We start from the raw sequence: 2657 nt of genomic DNA on the forward strand, positions 1-2657 counted from the left end.
CCCCGCCATATAACGGCGAAAGCCACACCAAAACTGCGCGAACCAGCGAGTCCCGCACGGGTGTACCCCAAAGCGACGTCAAGTTTGCGGGCGCTGACTCGGCTCGGTCCCTTCTCTAGGTCACCGGACACGTCTTTCGGGACGGTGCGACCTGGGCGGCCTACCCTCGGCGAACCGGGCCGGGTTGTCCCGGTGACCGACTTAGGGACTCCCGGCTGCAATACCGAAGCGCATTTGTGGACCCTCGCCTAGGGTCGGGGGCCTTCGGTCAGCCGGATTTCCCACTCGATCTTGACCGATGCATGGTCAGCGCCCCCGTAGTCCGGCGTGGGCTCAATTTCTTTGACCCTGCACAAGACGTGACCGTGCTGATTGCGCATGACACCGATTGAACCGACCGGGACTCGTGCGAAGTGGCTCTCGTAGTCGAGAGCGTCGGGATCGTCTATCTCGTCGAACTTTTCGGCGAACCGTGCGTGCGCCACCCGGCCCGGAGTCCCGCCGTTGAGGTAGATAGCGGTCGCGCCGCAGTTGCCCCATCTCGTTTCCCACGCCGGCGAACCGGGGGCCTCGTCGATTTGAATGGTGAATTTTCCGCCGTTCGTCGTGAAATCGAACTTGGCACCGCCACTCATGCCTACTCCGTGGGTGAAGTTTTGCGCGAAGCTCTGGTTCGCCTCTGCCGCAAGCGAGCGGAGGTCCGCGGGGAAGTCACACAGTTTTATGCCTGCGTCTCGGAGGTGCTTCCACCCCAAGCGGTAAATCTGCGGGTTACGGTCGAACTGGCCGATATGGACGGTAGACACGCCTGCCTCTACCAGGAGCTGTGAACAAGGAATTCTGGCCGTACGTGAGTTAGCGCAAGGCTCGAGGGTTGTGTAGACCTCAGCTCCGCTGAGCGCGATTCCCTCTTCACGGGCCTTATGGAGTGCGACCTGTTCGGCGTGCAGGCCCGGAAGCTCGCCTCTGTGGCCAGTCACTACGACGTGACCATCCTGTACGACGACTACACCCACACGGGCATTACCCGGTGACTTGAACGCCTCGTCGATGGCGAGTTGCGAGAACACCCTATCGAGGTCCCCGCGAGGTTGACTTTCCGGCAGAACGTTCATGATTTGAATCCTGTCAGGAGCATCGAGCCGACCAGCAGTGACCGGCGGGGTGTTCAGTGATCTAGTCAGTCGGTGTTCTCTAGGTGATCGGCAGCCAGATTCGGCGGGTAAACTTCGTGAAGCGGCCGCATTCCGGTGGGAATCTCGCCATCAGCGACGGAAGCCAGGCCACCGTCGACCGACTCCCCGACGTGCCATTCGCCACGAATCTCCCACGTCGTCTCAGCGAGAACAACGTCAGCGCTGAAGGCCTCGTCGGGCAGGACGAGATGCCCCTCGTCTGTGAGGTGACGGAGATAGGCCAGAGTCTCCATGGCAACCACAGCAATGTGGGAGAACACGTGGGTGGCGGCACGGTAGCGCTCGCGCAGGCCGAACTGATCGAAGCTAGGTGGATCGCCGTGCAGTGAGTCCTCGTAGAGCCACCCGTACGCCAGGTCCAGATCACTGACCGGCTCGCCGTCGACAATGACGCCGTAGGCGCGGGTCGTGGAGCCGCGATTAGCACGATCGCGTTGCGTGGCGAGGGCCCACTCACGACGAAGATGATCATTAGACAGCCGGGTGGCGAGATCGTCGGTGTCGGTGAAGCTATCCAGAGCGTCGAATACCCTGTCGTAGCCGATACGGTCACGCGCCAAGGTCATAGGGCGCAGTCGAGCAGCCAGGGACTCGAACATGACCTCGCCGGGCAGGTCGATGGCCTGGACGGCCTCCTCGAGCTGCGGGTAGACCGTGAGGTGAATTTTCGTCGAGCAAAGTTCACGCATGAGCTCGCCGCCGTCCGCGGAGACGAGTGGGTGGGCCTCGATGCGCCGCAGACGACGGACGAAAGTGCTGAGGGTTTGAGTGGGGTCAGTGGCCACGGTGCGAACCCATCGTCGAGGATCGACCGACGATATCCCAATTCAGCGGTTGCCCTTGGCTCGGTTGCGGGCGACGCACAGCATCTCGCAGTGCTTCAGGTCGGTACTGCCACCTCGACTCCAGGCCGTGCCGTGCTCCACTTCCATGCTTGTGTCGATGCGGGCTTGGTTGGTGTTGGAAACGCCAGCGCAGACCGGGCAGTTGGAGACGCCGGCTGCCTTAGCCGTATCAGTCCGCTGGTGGCGCCGATAATGTCGGATTCCGTCAAACTCGCAGTTCACAAGCGTGACATGAACCGTCGATCCAAGACTGACCGTGCCGATTTTCTGCGCAGATTCGCGCCTCACTCGCCAATGAGCGACTACAAGCGCTGTGCCAACTATGGTCTCATGCTAGCGGATAAGCTAGCATGAGGTAGTGACAAAGGCGGACAAGCTCCGGGCAGCAATCGAGCGCAACCCGAAGTCGGTGTCCTACAAGGATCTGTACGCCCTGTGCCTGCAAGTCTTCGGTGAGCCTCGTCAGCAGGGCACCAGCCACGCGGTATTCAAAATGCCCTGGCCGGGCGATCCTCGGGTGAACATCCAACGAGGCAAGAACGGTCAGGCCAAGCCCTACCAGGTCAAACAAGTACTAGCCCCGGTAGTTCACGGGGATCTGAGGATTGCCGGGCGA

3 protein-coding genes are annotated in these 2657 nt (G+C 61.5%); 1 reads left to right on the forward strand and 2 read right to left on the reverse strand.

Annotated features, from left to right (window positions below; genetic code table 11):
* Positions 1–248: 248 nt before the first annotated feature.
* Positions 249–1115, reverse strand: coding sequence for a deaminase (locus tag HMPREF3086_RS15630; RefSeq protein WP_070722833.1), 867 nt, complete (start codon positions 1113–1115; stop codon positions 249–251).
* A 65-nt stretch (positions 1116–1180) separates the two neighbouring features.
* On the reverse strand, positions 1181–1981 hold the full coding sequence (locus HMPREF3086_RS15635; RefSeq protein ID WP_070722835.1) for a hypothetical protein: 801 nt from the start codon (positions 1979–1981) through the stop codon (positions 1181–1183).
* Between the two features lie 418 nt (positions 1982–2399).
* Here HMPREF3086_RS15635 and HMPREF3086_RS18190 point away from each other — a divergent pair.
* The coding region (locus HMPREF3086_RS18190) for a hypothetical protein (protein WP_083324481.1) at positions 2400–2657 on the forward strand (258 nt) is incomplete at its 3' end.

Source organism: Dietzia sp. HMSC21D01 (genome assembly GCF_001815995.1).
Classification (GTDB): domain Bacteria; phylum Actinomycetota; class Actinomycetes; order Mycobacteriales; family Mycobacteriaceae; genus Dietzia; species Dietzia cinnamea.